The following is a 16,160-nucleotide window of genomic DNA, read 5'->3' as shown; positions in this document are numbered from 1 at the left end:
TCAGGGCTGCGGCGGCTTCGGGGTCATGGCTTGAGGCTCCACCATGAGTACATGAGCCATTCCTCCGCCTTGGCATAGGGCGGCATCGGCTCCTTGTAGGCCAGGCGCTGCTGGTTGTACACCACGCGGTGCGAGGCCAGCGTCCACTGCGGTATGAGGTAGTGGCTGTGCATGATCACGCGGTCCAGCGCGCGGCAGGCGGGCAGCATCTCCGACTGGCTGCGCGCACGGGTCAGCGCCGTCACCAGGGCATCCACCGCAGGGCTCTTCACGCCCGCGTGGTTGCTGGAGCCTTCCACATCGGCCCCCTTGCTGCCGAACAGCTCCTTCATGGCCTGCCCCGGGTTGTAGGTGCCGGGGTAGTTCAGGCTGACCATGTCGTAGTCGAACTTGTCCATGCGCTGCAGGTACAGCGCAAAGTCCACCGACGAGAACCGCAGCGTGATGCCGAGCTTTTCCAGATTGCGCATCCAGGGGGTGACGGTCCGGGCCCCCGCTTCCTTGCTGTCCAGGTATTCGATCTCCATGGGATCGCCCTTGGCGTTGCGCAGAGCGCCGTCGCGGTACGTCCACCCCGCATCGGCCAGCAGCTGGCGGGCGCGGCGCAGGTTGTCGCGCAGCGAATGGCCGTCTCCCTCCGTCACGGGCGGCGTGTACATGGGGCCGAACACGGCGTCGGGCACCTTGCCGCGCCAGGGCTCCAGCAGGGCCAGCTCCTCAGGCCCCGGCGTACCCGTGGCTTCGCAGCTGGTGTTTCCGAACAGGTCCTTCACGCGCGGGTAGCCGCCATAGAACATCTGGCGGTTCATCCACTCGTAGTCGATGGCCAGGCCCAGCGCCTCGCGCACGCGGACGTCCTGGAGGATGGGTCGGCGCGTGTTGAGCACGTAGCTCTGGAACCCCGCGGGCAGCCTGTGCGCCATGTCCTTCTTGACCAGCACGCCCTGCTTGAAGAGCTTGCCATCGATGCGGCGGGCCCAGTCGCCCGCCGAATAGATGGTCATGAAATCGAACTCGCCGGCCTTCATGGCCTCCAGCCGCGCGGTGTTGTCCTTGTAGATCTTGACCGTGATGCGGTCGAAATTGAAGGCGCCGCGGTTGACGTTGAGGTTACGGCCCCAGTACTGGGGATCGCGCTCGTAGGTGATGTCGCGGCCGAACTTCATCGGCCCGATGCGGTAGGGGCCGCTGCCAATGGGAATGTCGGTCACGATCTCGTCAAAGCGCTTGGCCTTGCCATCGGGCTGGCGCCCCCAGGCGCGGCTGAAGACCGGGATGCCCCCGGCGGTCAACGGCAGTTCGCGGTTGGGCTGCTTGAATCGAAAACGCACGGTGCGCGTGTCCAGCACCTCGACGCCCGCCACCTCCTGCAGCAGCGTGGCGTAGCTGGGCGACGCGTAGGGGCCGATCAGCGTGTCGTAGCTGTACTTGACGTCCGCGGCCTCGACGGGATCGCCGTTGTGAAAGCGCGCCTCGGGGCGCAGGCGGAACGTGGCGCTCAACCGGTCGTCGGCCACCTGCACATCCTCGGCCAGCAGGCCATAGGCGGAGGCCGTCTCGTCCATGGAGCCGGTCAGCAAGGTCTCGAACAACAGGTCGCTCAGGTACGCGGGCACCGAGCCCTTCATGGTGAACGGGTTGTACTTGTCGAACGTGGAATAGCGCAGGTTGCTCACCATGCGCAGCTCGCCGCCCTTGGGGGCCGCGGGGTTCACATAGTCGAAATGCGCAAAACCCGCCGGGTACTTGAGGTCGCCCCACAGCGCGTACCCATGCGCGGCCCACGCCGGGACGGCACACCCCATCAGCAGAAAAGTCAGCCAGAACCGCATGCGACAATTCTGCACTACGCCGAAGGTGCCGCCGCGCAGGCTGTGGAGATTCCCCCGCAGGCCGCCAGGGCGCCACGGCCCACGCCAATTTCCGCATTCCACAGGAGAACAACAATGGGTTTTCTGACCGGCAAGAAGCTGCTCATCACGGGTGTGCTGTCCAACCGTTCCATCGCCTACGGCATCGCCAAGGCCTGCCACGCGCAGGGCGCCGAGCTGGCCTTCAGCTACGTGGGCGACCGCTTCAAGGACCGTATCACCGACTTTGCCGCCGAGTTCGACTCCAAGCTGATCTTTGACTGCGACGTGGGCAGCGACGAGCAGATCGAGCGCATGTTCGCGGACCTGGCCCAGGTGTGGCCCAAGTTCGACGGTTTCGTGCACAGCATCGGCTTCGCCCCCCGCGAGGCGATCGCCGGCAACTTCCTCGAGGGCCTCTCGCGCGAGGGCTTCCGCATCGCCCACGACATCAGCGCCTACAGCTTCCCGGCCATGGCCAAGGCCGCCCTGCCCTACCTGAACGACAAGTCGTCGCTGCTCACCTTGAGCTACCTGGGCGCGCTGCGCACCATTCCCAACTACAACACCATGGGCCTGGCCAAGGCAAGCCTGGAAGCCTCCGTGCGCTACCTGGCCGAAGCCGTGGGCCGCACCGAGGACGGCCGCGCCATCCGCGCCAACGGCATCAGCGCCGGCCCCATCAAGACGCTGGCCGCCAGCGGCATCAAGGACTTCGGCAAGCTGCTCAGCCGCGTGGCCGACGCCTCGCCGCTGCGCCGCAATGTGACGATCGAAGACGTGGGCAATGTGGCGGCGTTCCTGCTGTCCGACCTGGCTTCGGGCATGACCGCCGAAATCACCTACGTGGACGGAGGCTTCAGCCAGACGGCCGGGCTGAGCGCCGACCAGGTCTGACCCGCCAGGAAATACGAACCAGAATTCGCGCCAGCGCTTGATGGCAAAGCGCAATCCGCTACACATTCAATAGCATATGCGCCGCAGAAGCTGCCTGGCATGGCTGGCGTGGACCACGGCCCTGCCCGGCGCCCGTGCGGCGGATGCGCCCGCGCTGCTGCTGGCCAATGTGTACCGGCCTGGCATGCCGTTGGCGGACTACTGGGTCAGCGAAAAATACGACGGTGTGCGCGGCTACTGGGACGGCCAGATCTTGCGCACACGCGGCGGCGAGACGATTGCCGCCCCGGCCTGGTTCACCGCCGGGTGGCCCGATACCCCCATGGACGGTGAACTGTGGGCCGGGCGTGGCCGATTCAGCCAGGCGCAGTCCACCGCGCGGCAGCAGCAGCCCGATGACGCCGCCTGGCGCCAGATGCGGCTCATGGTGTTCGACCTGCCCCGGCACGGCGGCACATTCGATGAACGGCTCGCCGCGCTCAACGCCCTGGTCGCGGGCATCGGCCAGCCCTGGGTGCAGGCCGTGCCGCAACAGCGCGTGGCCAGCGACGCCGCCCTGCAGTCGCTGCTGCAGCGCACGGTGCGTGCGGGGGGCGAAGGCCTGATGCTGCACCGGGGCGCCTCGCTGTACCGGTCAGGACGCAGCGACGATCTGGTCAAGGTCAAGACCCACGAAGACACCGAGGCCCGCGTGGTCGCCCACCTGCCCGGCAAGGGCCGTCATGCCGGGCGCATGGGCGCGCTGCTGGTGGAGATGCCTTCGGGCCAGCGCTTCCGGCTGGGCGCAGGATTCACCGAAGCCGACCGCAGCCATCCACCGCCGGTGGGAAGCTGGGTGACCTACCGCTATCGCGGCACGCACGGGGGCGGGCTGCCCCGGTTTGCCAGCTTCGTGCGCGTACGCGAGGACATGCCCGCACGCTGAGCAGGCATGTCTTGCGCGCATTTGCTATTGAAAATATAGCAATGAGCGCTTGTCATTCAAGCGCTCCCGCCATCTTCATGCCCTAACCAAGAGTCCGCGCGGGCCTTCAGACAATGCGCCCGTAAGGGCCGTCGTCCCCCACCTGCACCAGGTTCTTGGCGGTGGCCAGCGGCTTGGGGTTCTTGCCGGAGGCCTTGTTCGCATCGGCCACGCAATCGGCGTAGTACCGCACCTGGCCGTTCTCGTCCTCCACCTCCACCAGGCCGTGGATGTCGGTCTCGAAGCCCGGGCACAGCTTGGCGAATTCGCGGGCGAACTTGAGGTAGTCCACGATCTTCTTGTTGAACACCTCGCCGGGGATCAAGAGCGGAATGCCCGGCGGGTACGGCGTGACCAGGCCCACGGTGATGCGGCCTTCCAGGTGGTCGATCTCCACCCGCTCGGTCTGGCGGTGCGCGATGTGCGCGTACGCGTCCGAGGGCTTCATGGCGGGCGTGAGGTCCGACAGGTACATCTCGGTCGTCAGGCGCGCGATGTCGTACTTGGCATACATCTCGTGCACGTGCTGGCACAGGTCCTTGAGGCCCATGCGTTCGTAGCGCTTGTGCTGCTGGCAGAACTCGGGAAGGATGCGCCACATGGGCTGGTTCTTCTCGTAGTCGTCCTTGAACTGCTGCAGCGCCGTGAGCAGCGTGTTCCAGCGGCCCTTGGTGATGCCGATGGTGAACATGATGAAGAAGCTGTACAGGCCGGTCTTCTCCACCACCACGCCGTGCTCGGCAAGGTACTTGGTCACGATGGACGCGGGAATCCCGGTCTTGTCGAACTTGCCGTCCAGGTTCAGGCCCGGCGTGACGATGGTGGACTTGATCGGGTCCAGCATGTTGAAGCCGTCGGCCAGCTGGCCGAAACCGTGCCACTTGCTGCCGTTCTTCTTGCCCTTGCCATCGCTGCGGATGATCCAGTCCTCGGCCCGGCCCAGCCCTTCGTCCACGAGCTTGTCCGGCCCCCAGACCTTGAACCACCAGTCGTTCTTGCCGAAGTCATCTTCCACCTGGCGCATGGCGCGGCGGAAGTCCAGCGCTTCGAGCAGGCTTTCTTCCACCAGGGCCGTGCCGCCGGGCGGCTCCATCATGGCGGCGGCCACGTCGCAGCTGGCGATGATGCTGTACTGCGGGCTGGTGCTGGTGTGCATCAGGTAGGCCTCATTGAAGAGGTGCCTGTCGAGTTTCGTGGTCTGCGAATCCTGCACCAGCACATGGCTGGCCTGGCTGATGCCCGCCAGCAGCTTGTGGATGGACTGCGTGGCGTAGGTCACCGAATACTTGGGGCGCGTGCGCTTCTTGCCCATGGCATGGTAGCTGCCATAGAACGGGTGGAAGGCCGCGTGCGGCAGCCAGGCCTCGTCGAAGTGCAGGTTGTCCACATAGCCGTCGAGCATGCCCTTGATGGTCTCGGTGTTGTACAGCACGCCGTCGTAGGTGGACTGGGTGAGCGTGAGCACGCGCGGCTTGACCTTCTTGGCATCCACGCCCTTGAGCAGCGGATTGGACTTGATCTTGGCCTCGATGGCCTTGGGCTCGAACTCGCTTTGCGGGATGGGCCCGATGATGCCGAAGTGGTTGCGCGTGGGCTTCATGAACACGGGGATGGCCCCGGTCATGATGATGCTGTGCAGGATGGACTTGTGGCAATTGCGGTCCACCACCACCACGTCGCCCGGGGCCACCGTGTGGTGCCACACCATCTTGTTGGACGTGCTGGTGCCGTTGGTCACGAAGAAGCAGTGGTCGGCATTGAAGATGCGCGCGGCATTGCGCTCGCTTTCGCCGATGGCGCCGTTGTGGTCCAGCAGCTGGCCGAGCTCTTCCACCGCGTTGCAGACATCGGCGCGCAGCATGTTCTCGCCGTAGAACTGGTGGTACATCTGGCCCACGGGGCTTTTCAGGAACGCCACGCCGCCCGAATGGCCGGGGCAGTGCCAGCTGTACGAGCCGTCTTCGGCGTAGTCCAGCAGCGCCTTGAAGAACGGCGGCTGCACGCTCTCCAGGTAGCTCTTGGCTTCGCGGATGATGTGGCGCGCCACGAACTCGGGCGTGTCCTCGAACATATGGATGAAGCCGTGCAGCTCGCGCAGGATGTCGTTGGGCAGGTGGCGGCTGGTCTTGGTCTCTCCGTGCACGTAGATCGGCACCTCGGTGTTCTTGCGCCGCACCTCGCCGATGAAGTTGCGCAGGCTCAGCACGATGGGGTCGAGCCCCTCGCCCACGGTGAATTCTTCATCGTCGATGGACAGGATGAAGGCGCTGGCACGGCTTTGCTGCTGCGCGAACTGCGACAGATCGCCGTAGCTGGTGACCCCCACAACCTCGAAACCCTCGGACTCGATGGCCTGCGCCAGCGCGCGGATACCGAGGCCCGAAGTGTTCTCGGAACGATAGTCTTCATCGATGATGATGATGGGAAAGCGAAACTTCATGCGCAGCCTCCGTGCAACCGTGCCCTGCCCGGCCAAAAAACGAAATAGGCGCGAAGTGTAAGGAATAACGTTGACGCGCCTTTGAACTGCCATGCTTTTGACCCAGAATGTGGTGCACTAAACACAAACAACGAGGAGTCGGCTATGGAGGAATCCACCATCTGGTGGCTGGCCGCGGGCGCTGTGGTCGTCGCGGAATTGCTCACGGGCACTTTCTACCTGCTCATGGTGGCGGTGGGCCTGGTGGCAGCCGCCCTGGCCGCGCACCTGGGCCTGCCGGTCACGGTGCAGATCGTGGCCGCCGCCATCGTGGGCGGTGGGGCGGTGGTGGGCTGGTACTACCTCAAGAAAAAACGTCCCGGAGACCCGTCCGCCCGCGCCGACCGCAGCGTGAACATGGACGTTGGCGAGACCATCCTCATCGAAGGCTGGAACCCGGACGGAACCACCACGGTGAAATACCGCGGCGCCACCTGGACAGCCATTCACCGCCCGGGCGTCACGCCCTCCACGGGCATGCACCGCGTGGCCGAACTGGTGGGCAACCGCCTGCTGGTCGATCCGCTGTAGGTAGCGGCCGCCAACGCTTCACTCCCAGAAAAGAAAAGAGAGGTCCTTCATGGAAATTGCCATCGTCATTCTCGTCATTGCCGTGATCTTCATCGCGCGCTCGGTCAAGGTCGTCCCCCAGCAGAACGCCTGGGTCAAGGAACGCCTGGGCAAATATGCCGGCACCCTCACACCGGGACTGAACTTCCTGGTGCCCTTTGTCGACAAGGTCGCCTACAAGCACAGCCTGAAGGAAATCCCGCTCGACGTTCCCAGCCAGATCTGCATCACGCGCGACAACACCCAGCTGCAGGTGGACGGCATCCTCTACTTCCAGGTCACCGACCCCATGCGGGCAAGCTATGGCTCCAGCAACTACATCATGGCGGTGACGCAGCTGGCGCAGACCTCGCTGCGATCGGTCATCGGCAAGCTGGAACTGGACAAGACCTTTGAAGAGCGCGACATCATCAACGCCCAGGTCGTGCAGGCCATCGACGAAGCCGCGTTGAACTGGGGCGTGAAGGTGCTGCGCTACGAAATCAAGGACCTGACCCCCCCGAAGGAAATCCTGCATGCCATGCAGGCCCAGATCACGGCCGAGCGTGAAAAGCGCGCCCTCATCGCCGCCTCCGAAGGCCGCCGCCAGGAGCAGATCAACATCGCCACCGGCGAGCGCGAGGCCTTCATCGCGCGATCCGAGGGCGAAAAGCAGGCCGTCATCAACAAGGCCCAGGGCGAGGCCGAATCCATCAAGGCCGTGGCCGAAGCCAATGCCCAGGCCATCGAACGCGTGGCATCGGCCATCCGCCAGCCGGGTGGCGAGCAAGCCGTCCAGCTCAAGGTCGCGGAAAAGGCGGTGGAGGCATACAGCCAGGTGGCTGCGGACTCGAACACCACGCTCATCGTGCCCAGCAACATGACCGAGGTGTCGGCACTGATTGGCTCGGCAATGAAGATGGTGCAAACCACGGGCACGCCACGCAACTGAGACCTCGCGACAGGCCGATGCCGTCGGCCTTGACCGCATCCAATGGGTGAACGGCACACGCTGCAGGGCACAGGCCACCAGCGTCCGGCGCCAGTCTTTACTTGCGATTCCGTGCATGGAGGTTCGTCCAGACCGCCAGCCGTTGCCCTGACCCCTGCACCGAGCCGGAAGCGTCGTGAATGCATCACGGTGCAGCCAACATGGCGTCGGCTAGGATGAGCGGCCATTTCGCCTTCCCACCGAGACACCTTCACGTACAAGAACCCATGGGCGCCACCCTCATCGTCGGCATGCTATGCGTGCATCTGCTGTGCTTTGGCGCCATGTTCCTGCTGATCAGCACGCGCCTGCACGGCAAGAAGATGGGCATGGAAGTGTTCGCCATCGGAAACTTCCTGCTGGGTTCAGCCTACGTGCTGCAACTGGCGGGCGGCCCTCCGGGATGGAACGCGATGAGCGTGGTCAACCATACGCTCACCCTGTGTGCACCAGCCGTCTACGGAGTCGGTGCCATGCGGTTCTTTGGCCGCCCGGCTCCGCTCTGGCGCCCTCTCCTCACACTGGCACTGGCCTACACCGCAGCGCAGGTGGTGGCGCAGTGGACGCTGGGAACAGCGGCCCGTTATGCCATGCTGGCGGGCGCGTCTGCCCTGCTCTTTGCGGCCATGATGGCCACCGTGATCCATGGCGCACGCACGTTTGCCAGAGATCTGCGCGTGGAGATGGTGCTGTTCGCCGCCCTGATCGGCGGCATATTCGCCCTGAATGCGGTGAAGTTCGTGACCGTTCTCCAGAACGGACTGGAGGCACTGGACATGGACAGCCGTTTCCAGACCGTGTTCTATCTGTACATGTCCTTTCTGGCGACCGTGCTGGCACCGTCCATTGTCTGGCTGGTGTTGCGCCGGCTCACCGATGAACTGCGCGCCATGGCGGCCCACGACCCACTGACACGGCTGCTGAACCGGCGCGGCCTGCTCGAAGGGTTGCAGGCGCATTTCCGCTCACGCACTGCAGGTCCTGCGCACCTGCTGATCGTGGACATCGATCATTTCAAACACATCAACGACAGCTACGGCCATCAGGTCGGCGATACCGTTCTGTGCCATGTGGCCGATGTGCTGAGAGAGACTGCCCGCCAGGGAGACCTCGCTTGCCGCTTGGGTGGAGAAGAGTTCGTTGTCATCTGCCTGAACACCGATGCAGAGGTCGCCATGCGCCTGGCGGAACGCACGCGCGCCGCCATCGAAAACACCGAAGTGATGACCGCCGCGGCACCAGGCGGCCCCATCCGCTGCACAGTGACCATCGGCATCTCGCCAGGTTTCGCCGACCCACAGGAACTTGACCGCGCCATGCAGCAAGCCGATGCAGCGCTGTACCGTGGCAAGAATGCTGGACGCAACCGCATCGAGAGGAACGATGATGCCGTACAAGCAAGCCCCTCCATGAAAACAGAACCACTCGCAGCGTCGCCAGCCCACTAAGAGCCACCAGTAAAATCAAGTCGACCACAGAAAACACCCAAAATCACTGCTACAATAGAGGGCTTCGGAGAGGTGGATGAGCGGTTTAAGTCGCACGCCTGGAAAGCGTGTGTGGGCTAATCCCCACCGCGGGTTCGAATCCCGCCCTCTCCGCCAGTAAGCTAAAAAATCAAGGACCTGGACAGATTGATCAATCCGTCCCATGAAGTCCCGCACATCCAAAGCCCCTTCTTCACAGATGGGGCTTTTTTTTGACCTGACGGGTTCAACGCTACCCCGTTGAGGCATAGTGCCCCTCGCTCCTGGAGGCCGAACAGGCTCCACGGGGCTGTCCGTTGCCCTGCATCAACGCTGATCTCGCCAGTGTTGGAGGCGCCATTGTGCAGGCCCTGCATGCCAGATGCGAGAAGAGCGCAAGGGGTTTATGGTGTTGGCATTGAAACGCCTCATGACAGTCTTTTCCGGCCTCGTCCTCATGGGAGCGCATGCCATGGCTCAATCCTTCCAGCCCGTCACGCACCTGGCTTGTCCCGGCGGCGATTTCATCGTCGACGCCCGGCCCTGGGGCGAGAACGAGGCCGGCGGCTCGCGCGCAGAGCTGCGCTACCGCTACCGGGGTGTCGTGCTGGCCGCCATCCACTACGAGGCCTACTACAAGAACCTCGATCCCTGGCTGCGCCAGGCAAGCCCGCGCATCTACAACCTGGGCCTGAACCTGGATACGAGCGGCGCCAGCAAGCGCAGCGGCCACGACCGCGGCGACACCCTGTACCTGCCGCCCTCGGCGTTTACGCAGCAGGAGGTGGAGTCCCTGTCAGATTGCCTAGCCCAGCGCCATGTTGCCGCCTTGCGGCGCGACTTCGAGCGCGCGCAGATCACCAGCAGCGCATTCCTGAACCTGATGAAGACGCGCACCGGCACCGGCCGCAACGGCGTGGCGCGCCTGGTGCATGCCGATGCACCGCTTACCGCCATCTACGGCAGCGGCTGGCTGCTGATCCTGGTGGAGCGCGACGGCCGGGTGCTGCTGCACACCAACATGACGGCCAACAACGCGGCCGAATCGGCGGTGTGGGGCCAGGCCGCCTCTGGCGCGGACGGCCGGCAGGTGCTGCGCGCGCAGCGCCAGGTGCGCTTCCAGGGCCAGGAGCGAGATGCTGGCAGCTATCTGCCCGAACCCGAAATGAACACCGGGCGGCGGCTGAAAGACGACTATGTGGTGGAGTGGCAGTAAGGCCGGGTCTGGCGGATCCTGATTGCCAGCGAGGAAAATTCCACGTGCAAATCCATGAACGAGCCAGCGAGGGGAGAACGGACGCATGAACGCAGGTAAACCGCCTTTTGCCGGTTTCGACCTTGTCGGGTTCTGGGTAGACAGTGACTACGCGCGCAGGGAGTACGTCGAGCCCGCGCCCTCGCCGGAAACCACTGTGGCGGTCGAGGCTGAACTGGGCTACAAACTCCCGGCCAGCTACATCGCGCTGATGCAGACGCAGAACGGCGGCATTCCCGCTCACGGCCGTTTCCCCACCGACCAGCCCACCTCCTGGGCCGAGGACCATGTGGCGATCAGCGCCTTCAAGGGCATCGGATTCGGCAAGCAGTGGAGCCTGTGCGGCAGCCTCGGCAGCCGTTTCAAGATCGAGGAATGGGACTACCCGGACATCGGCGTGTACTTCGGCGACTGCCCCTCGGCCGGCCACGACATGATCGCGCTGGACTATCGCGCCTGTGGCCCTTCTGGCGAACCTTGCGTGGTGCACGTCAACCAGGAGGCGGACTACCGCATCACCCCGCTCGCGGCGGATTTCGAAACCTTCGTGCGGGGTCTCGTGCATGCATCCGAGTACGAAGACGATCCTGAGGACGTGAAGCACGATGCCCTTGCACATGTGCGCAGCGCGCCTTTCAACACGCGGCTGCAGAAACTCTGCGATCAGTGGCCCGATCCGGAGATGCCCGCAAATATTCGCCGCCTGGCCGAGACCATCGTGGAGGACAGGGGCTATTTCACGCTGCATGCGGACGCGAATTCGCACCTGATGTACGCCACCCAGTTCCTGCTGCTGAGCCACAGCCGGCCGGTGCGGTCGAAGGAAGGCTTTATGCAGTCCTACCCAGGAGTCATCGCGATGGTGGGCAGCGCACACTTCGGCACCGGCGCCTGGGCACCCGGGTTCGTGGAAGACTGGTTCCAGGCGCGCGCCATGGCAGGTGATCTGCTGCAAGCCGACAACCAATGGCGTTTGAGCCCGGATTTCAGCGCCAGGGTGCTGCAGAGCCTGCGCAACGGGGACGAGGGAGGAGCATGACCCCTACACACACTGTCGATCGCGTGGCGCAAGCCCTGGAATGCGGGTATGACGAGATGTGCACCCTCGTCACCCACTTCACCACCAGCGACCAACTCGACCGCTTCAGTCGCAGCTACAACGCGAACGACGGTTTCGAGCCTCTGTGTTGCGTGGTGGGTCATCCTGAATGCGGCGCAGGCACGGCCCTCTTCATCTACTGGCAGTTCCATGAATTGCTGGGCGACCCGCAGGCCCGCGCCACCCTGGACGGTGAGCCCGCGCGCTGGAACGCGAATGCACTGCTCTGTGCTATTGAACAACGCTATCCCGACGGCTTTCGACTGCAAGGCATCGCATGCGACCCAATAGCAGACTGCGCCCGGGCGTTTGGCCCGGCCTACGTGGAAAGCATCCGCGCACAGCATAAGGGGTCGCCGCTCATGCAGCCGCCGCCAGCGCCCTCCGATGCAAAAGAGAGTCCCCGATGAAGCCTTCCTTGCGAACAGTACCTGCCTTTGCGTTGCTTGCCACCCTGGGCATGCTCCCTTGCGCTCAAGCCGGCCAACCCACCACGATCCCCGTCGCCGCCTGTGGTCTCGAGTTTGATCTACCCGTGGGCTACAAGACTACCCGCCCCAAGCGGATGGAACTCGCTCCCCACGGGCGCTTGTGCGCAATCAATATCGTCAAGGCCCGGCCCGATCCTGTGCAGAAGGGCGAATGCAAGGACAAGGAAGACGGCGGCCAGCCGCCCTACAACGTGTGCGATTGGGTGATCAACATCGGTACCCCGGGACCGAGTGTGCAGGTGGTGCGCATATGGCCTGGTGGCAGTCCGCTCCTGGATACATTCATGCGCGAGGAAGACGGCCGATGGATGGTGTCGAATGCCCAGGCCGGCGCACAGCCTGCTGAAGCCACCACCTTCTGCGGCAAACCCGCATGGAAGGGCGAAACCACCGTGCGCATGGGCTGGTCGCGTCAGCGGGTCAAAAATTACACGGGCATCTATGCGGGCTCGGGCGGCGCCGATGTCACGCTGGTGCAGTTCGCACCCGACCTCTTCGTCCAATTGCAAAACCCACCCATTGATGAGAAAGGCGAGTTCTCGGTGTTCTGCGCCAGCCTCAAGTTGGGCACCCGCGCACAGGACCTTCCGTAGCCTCTTCTTTCTGCTCCACCTCGCCAGCATCCAGCGCTTCGGATGCAGACGCACTGCCCTGCCGCGACACCCCACGCACCATGGCAAACGACAATCCCATCGTATTGTTCCGTCCCGGCTCGCGCATCGGGCATGTGGAGTGCATGACACCGGCCTTCAGCGGCCTCCAAAAACCTTCTCTGGCCCCTCCTCATGGGAGAGGGCAAAACGCCATGTTCGGACATTCCAGCCAGTTGGGCGCGCAAGACCGGGCCATCGATTTGGGCCTTCACGCCCTGCTGGCGCTGGCTTGCGCGCTTGCATCAGCTCTCGCTGCGGCGGCGGACAAGGTACCGGAGGTACCCCAGCGCGAGTGCGCCCGCATTCTCGCCGTGGCGGCATCCCTCTACCCTGGCCAGGCCGGCAAACTGCGCTGTACGCTCCATGAGCGATCGGCGCACTACACCGTGGTCGGTGTGCACAGCCTCTCACCCGCACCGCAGGGGTACGCCGGCACCTGGACGGGCAGCAGCCTGATAGGGTATTTCGGGCTGCACCGCCCTAGCGGCCACGTACAGGAATGGGACATGGGCGAAAACCGGCCGCGTGCCCGCAACAAGCAGCAACTCAGAGCCCAGCCGGGCCCTCTTCACGGGGCGCCAGAACGCCGTTGAGGCCGGGCGCGGTGACATCGGGGTTTCACACCCGCATGGCCGCGGGCGAATCTGCGCTGCCGTAGCGCACCCCGCCACCCCCAAAGCCGGTGCGCGGGTCGTACCCCACCCAAACCTCGCCCCAGGCATGGTGCCCAGAAGCCCAGCCCCGCGCGCCCAGCCAGTCGCGCAAAGCCTTGGCGCGCCGACGCTCCTTGCGTTCGGACCAATCGCTCCAATCCCTGCCATAGCGGCTGTCGTCATCGTGGAAGAGCCAGCATTCGGACAAGGAACCTTGGAAGAACGCCAGCTCGATGCCCACCATGAAACCGCCGTCACTCCAGGCCTTGAGACGATGCCAGGTCCAGTCCGAACCCTGCACCGCCCGGGGTACGCGCGGCACCACGATCAGTGCCGCATGACGGTCCACCAGGACTGCCTCTTGCAGCCCGCACGCGATGTGCAGGCCCTCCGGGTGATGCAATGCAAAGGCAACCGTCATGGCGTTCGCAGAGCGCAAGAAGTAGATCGGTACATTATTCTGCATGACGACATGCAGCCTGGCTGCACGCTGACCATGACCTGCTACCACCTCAAGTCCATCGCCAGGAGTCCGGCACCCGCAATCACCGGACCCATGCAAGGGCAGCATGAGCATTCCGGTCTGCTCGCGCTGTCACAGACACAGGCCGCGCTGGCGGCAGCACAAAGGCCCCGCACGCCGTCCAGGAGGCAGCCATGACATCCATCTTGCCGGACGCGGCACGCCAGTTCATCGAAGCCGCCATCGTCGCGGGCGACATGGCCTTGCCTTTCCACTACCCCCAGCCCGGGCAATGGGAGGGTTGGCAAAGCGGCTTTCGCCACCACGGCATCACCGGCGAAAGCCTGGTCGGCACCGCACCGGGCGAATGGCAGCCGGGCTGGTACGTGGTCGCTCTCAATGGGTTCGGCGATCCGTTCTTCATCGATCTCAACCAGGAGGCGAAAGGCTTTCCCGTCTACTATGCGCCGCATGGAGCGGGGCGGTGGGAGGCGGAGCAGGCCGCACCCAGTCTGCAGCAATTGGGTGACATGCTGGCGGTGCTGCGCGGGCTGGAAGACGACGCCACGGCTGCACAGCACGTGGTCGAAGCCGAGGCCAGCCTGGGAACCCGGCTCTGGCGGGAGGTGCTCGAGAACCGCCAGAACCGCGCGGACACGGCAAAGGAACCTGCGTCCCCGCCCGATACCACGGCCTGGCAGCACGGCACCCTGGTCATCTGCGGCATCGGTCCGCAGAAAATGAAGGTCGTGCAATTCCTCAAGCAGACGTTTGGCTTGTCGCCACAAGAAGCGCTGGCCCTGGCGATGCAACCCGAAATTGCCGTTGCGGAGGGCTATCTTGTGCACCTGCGCCGCTCCCAAGACCACTTGCAGGCGCTGGGAGCCACGGTGGAATTTCGACCCCATGGACCCCGTGCCTGAAGGCCTTCCCGCAAGACGCGTTCTTTCGCATCCAAGAGCTCATCGACTTCGTCAGGACGGGGCAGGAGCGCGGCGGCAAGGACGCGGCAAGCCAACGGCCCTTCGCCCTGTCTCAATGCACCCAGCATGAGACGCGGCGGGCACCCCTTCGCTACCCAGCACTATCCCTAGGGCGCCCACGGATGGGAAGGGATATAACAGGGAACATAAAGTTACAAACGAGCGGTAAGTCACTAGAGGGCATCATGAATCTTGACCTGCTGGACAGAGACACCTTGCGTGTCGTCCTGGCAGTCGCCGAGTTGACGCTCGCTCCTATTGTTGCCTTGATCTGGAAAGGCAACAAGGACGTCAAAGGCGTCAACTGGTGGATTGCTGGGTCGGTATCCACAATGATCGGCTTCTCGATCCCGATATTCGTGGAACTGAAGGCGCCTGCGGCACGCTTCATCAATGACTTCTTCGGCATCATGGCGCTGGCCTTCATGCTCCATGGCACCTTGCATTTTCGCGGCAAAACGAAATTGGCCAGGATCACCTTCCTGGCAATGCCGTGGTTTGCCGTGGTGATGATCGTCACCATGGCAGCTGTCTACGGCAAGGATGCCGCCAGGTACCTCATTCTTGACGCTGTGGTCGTGGCCTTTACCCTGGGCATGGCCTACCACATCGCTCACTGGAACTGGCCGGTGCGCTTCTCCGCACAGAATCTCTCCGCGCTGTATCTCACATCGCTCTCCATCGCATTCTGCTTGCGCTGGAGTTTCATTTTCTTCGCGGAAGACCGCGCGGCGGTCATCCAGAGTCCGTATCACGCGTATCTATACCTGGTCCTGATCTCGTTCACGATTGCCTGGAACTGCTGCATCATTCTCGTGTGCGAGGAAAGCGCCCACAAGAAAGTGGACAGCATCGCCAATACCGATCCACTGACAAGCCTGCCCAATCGCAGGTCCTTTGACGTCATCCTGAATGAGTCCATCGAGCGTGCGAAACGCGAGACCCACAGGTTCGCATTGGCCTTGATTGATCTCGATGAGTTCAAGCAGATCAATGATCGCCATGGACACTCCGTGGGAGACCAGGTGCTGGTGGAATTCGCGCAGCGCTTGAAGAAGCACGCGAGGAACACGGATTTTGTGGCCAGGCTTGGAGGCGATGAATTCGTGATGATCATTCGCGATGCTGAGAATGCAAAGAACCTGCATTTCATCGTCGACAGGCTGAAGCCGCACCTCAACGGCTTCGCCCTGCTGGGCCACAGCCAGCCCATCGAAATCAAGGTCAGTATCGGAGGCGCCGTCTGGCCCCAGGACGGTGAGAGCTCCAGGGACATCCTGCGCAATGCCGACATGAGGATGTACGAGGACAAGAAGCTGCGCAAGGCCCCCGCCTGCTAGTAGCCAGGCACCCGGCCCAGGAATCGC

The 16,160-nt window shown here is 63.8% G+C and carries 15 protein-coding genes and 1 tRNA gene; 13 read left to right on the top strand and 3 right to left on the bottom strand.

Translation table 11 applies throughout. The features are described from left to right. Positions 1-23 precede the first annotated feature (23 nt). Entirely contained in the window at positions 24-1,832 is a 1,809-nt protein-coding gene (locus tag ACAM51_RS25580) for an extracellular solute-binding protein (RefSeq protein ID WP_369642280.1), read from the bottom strand. 114 nt (positions 1,833-1,946) lie between these two features. Here ACAM51_RS25580 and fabI point away from each other — a divergent pair, with 114 nt between their 5' ends. Both fabI and ACAM51_RS25570 read left to right on the top strand, forming a co-directional pair. Continuing rightward, positions 1,947-2,747, top strand: coding sequence for an enoyl-ACP reductase FabI (fabI, locus tag ACAM51_RS25575; protein ID WP_218294300.1), 801 nt, complete (start codon positions 1,947-1,949; stop codon positions 2,745-2,747). 76 nt (positions 2,748-2,823) lie between these two features. Continuing rightward, positions 2,824-3,672 (top strand): DNA ligase, encoded by an 849-nt coding sequence (locus ACAM51_RS25570; RefSeq protein WP_369642279.1) that lies wholly within the window; start codon positions 2,824-2,826, stop codon positions 3,670-3,672. Positions 3,673-3,778: 106 nt separating this feature from the next. Here ACAM51_RS25570 and ACAM51_RS25565 read toward each other — a convergent pair whose 3' ends face one another. Then, positions 3,779-6,151 (bottom strand): Orn/Lys/Arg decarboxylase N-terminal domain-containing protein, encoded by a 2,373-nt coding sequence (locus ACAM51_RS25565; RefSeq protein ID WP_369642278.1) that lies wholly within the window; start codon positions 6,149-6,151, stop codon positions 3,779-3,781. Positions 6,152-6,295: 144 nt separating this feature from the next. On the opposite strand from ACAM51_RS25565, the gene ACAM51_RS25560 reads away from it, so the two are divergent. The 9 genes from ACAM51_RS25560 (at position 6,296) to ACAM51_RS25520 (ending at position 13,287) form a co-directional block, all read left to right on the top strand. After that, the gene (locus tag ACAM51_RS25560) at positions 6,296-6,721 is read left to right on the top strand and encodes an NfeD family protein (RefSeq protein WP_218294297.1); all 426 of its coding nucleotides are present in this window, start codon (positions 6,296-6,298) and stop codon (positions 6,719-6,721) included. Between the two features lie 49 nt (positions 6,722-6,770). Further along, a complete protein-coding gene (locus ACAM51_RS25555; protein WP_218294296.1) occupies positions 6,771-7,691 on the top strand; it encodes an SPFH domain-containing protein in 921 nt (306 codons plus the stop codon). Positions 7,692-7,957: 266 nt separating this feature from the next. Then, on the top strand, positions 7,958-9,178 hold the full coding sequence (locus ACAM51_RS25550) for a GGDEF domain-containing protein (RefSeq protein WP_218338869.1): 1,221 nt from the start codon (positions 7,958-7,960) through the stop codon (positions 9,176-9,178). Positions 9,179-9,244: 66 nt separating this feature from the next. Beyond that, a tRNA-Ser gene (locus tag ACAM51_RS25545) sits at positions 9,245-9,334 on the top strand. Positions 9,335-9,626: 292 nt separating this feature from the next. Next, positions 9,627-10,412: a hypothetical protein gene (locus ACAM51_RS25540; protein WP_369642277.1), complete on the top strand. Its 786-nt coding sequence runs from the start codon at positions 9,627-9,629 to the stop codon at positions 10,410-10,412. Between the two features lie 85 nt (positions 10,413-10,497). Next, the gene (locus ACAM51_RS25535) at positions 10,498-11,490 is read left to right on the top strand and encodes an SMI1/KNR4 family protein (RefSeq protein WP_369642276.1); all 993 of its coding nucleotides are present in this window, start codon (positions 10,498-10,500) and stop codon (positions 11,488-11,490) included. After that, positions 11,487-11,960, top strand: a complete 474-nt coding sequence (locus ACAM51_RS25530) for a DUF4274 domain-containing protein (protein WP_218338872.1) — start codon at positions 11,487-11,489, stop codon at positions 11,958-11,960. The genes ACAM51_RS25535 and ACAM51_RS25530 overlap by 4 nt, the downstream gene beginning before the upstream one ends. Next, entirely contained in the window at positions 11,957-12,634 is a 678-nt protein-coding gene (locus ACAM51_RS25525) for a hypothetical protein (RefSeq protein WP_369642275.1), read from the top strand. Before ACAM51_RS25530 ends, ACAM51_RS25525 begins: the two co-directional genes overlap by 4 nt. A gap of 80 nt (positions 12,635-12,714) precedes the next feature. After that, complete coding sequence (locus ACAM51_RS25520) at positions 12,715-13,287, top strand: hypothetical protein (RefSeq protein WP_369642274.1); 573 nt, start codon at positions 12,715-12,717, stop codon at positions 13,285-13,287. 25 nt (positions 13,288-13,312) lie between these two features. Here ACAM51_RS25520 and ACAM51_RS25515 read toward each other — a convergent pair whose 3' ends face one another. Continuing rightward, complete coding sequence (locus ACAM51_RS25515; protein ID WP_369642273.1) at positions 13,313-13,768, bottom strand: hypothetical protein; 456 nt, start codon at positions 13,766-13,768, stop codon at positions 13,313-13,315. A 236-nt stretch (positions 13,769-14,004) separates the two neighbouring features. Between ACAM51_RS25515 and ACAM51_RS25510 the strand changes: the two genes are divergently transcribed. Both ACAM51_RS25510 and ACAM51_RS25505 read left to right on the top strand, forming a co-directional pair. Next, positions 14,005-14,733 (top strand): SMI1/KNR4 family protein, encoded by a 729-nt coding sequence (locus ACAM51_RS25510; RefSeq protein WP_218338876.1) that lies wholly within the window; start codon positions 14,005-14,007, stop codon positions 14,731-14,733. A 245-nt stretch (positions 14,734-14,978) separates the two neighbouring features. Further along, a complete protein-coding gene (locus ACAM51_RS25505) occupies positions 14,979-16,133 on the top strand; it encodes a diguanylate cyclase (protein WP_218294287.1) in 1,155 nt (384 codons plus the stop codon). The last annotated feature ends 27 nt before the right edge of the window (positions 16,134-16,160 follow it).

It is taken from the genome of Acidovorax sp. A79 (assembly GCF_041154505.1).
Taxonomy (GTDB): Bacteria; Pseudomonadota; Gammaproteobacteria; order Burkholderiales; family Burkholderiaceae_C; genus Acidovorax.
Note: the sequence above shows the minus strand (reverse complement) of the source record. Positions and strands in the feature narration are given on the sequence as shown.